Raw genomic sequence first — 413 nt, 5'->3', positions numbered from 1 at the left:
CGCGCGCGCGCGCGCGCGCGCGCGCGCGCGCGCGCGCGCGCGCGCGCTCGCGCCGAACAGCGCTGGCACCTCGTATCGCGACCAAGCGCGCCCAGGCTCTTGATTGGCCGCCGGGGCGCCCCTCGATCGACAACCTCCTCCCCCTACCCCCTCCCGCGAGGGGAGGGGGAGGATTGCTGGATTGGCGTCTCTGATGCTCGGCATCCTGACCGGCCTGGCGCGGGAGGCGGAGATCGCGCGGCGGGTCTCGCCGCTGGTCGCCTGCTCGGCCAGCGACCCGGCCCGGGCGGAGCGGCTGGCCCGCGATCTGGCGGGGCAGGGGGCCACCGCGCTGCTCAGCTTCGGCATCGCCGGTGGGCTGGCGCCGGACCTGCCCACCGGCGCCCTGGTGATCGGCACCGCCGTGACGACGG

Annotated in this window: 1 protein-coding gene; it reads left to right on the top strand. The window is 78.0% G+C overall.

Features of this window, described 5'->3' with window-relative positions:
- Nucleotides 1-181: 181 nt before the first annotated feature.
- The coding region (locus P409_RS35790) for a phosphorylase family protein (RefSeq protein ID WP_458574389.1) at nucleotides 182-413 on the top strand (232 nt) is incomplete at its 3' end.

The organism is Inquilinus limosus MP06 (assembly GCF_000767795.1).
Classification (GTDB): domain Bacteria; phylum Pseudomonadota; class Alphaproteobacteria; order DSM-16000; family Inquilinaceae; genus Inquilinus; species Inquilinus limosus_E.
The sequence above is the reverse complement of the archived record's forward strand: the minus strand, read 5'-3'. Positions and strand labels throughout refer to the sequence as shown.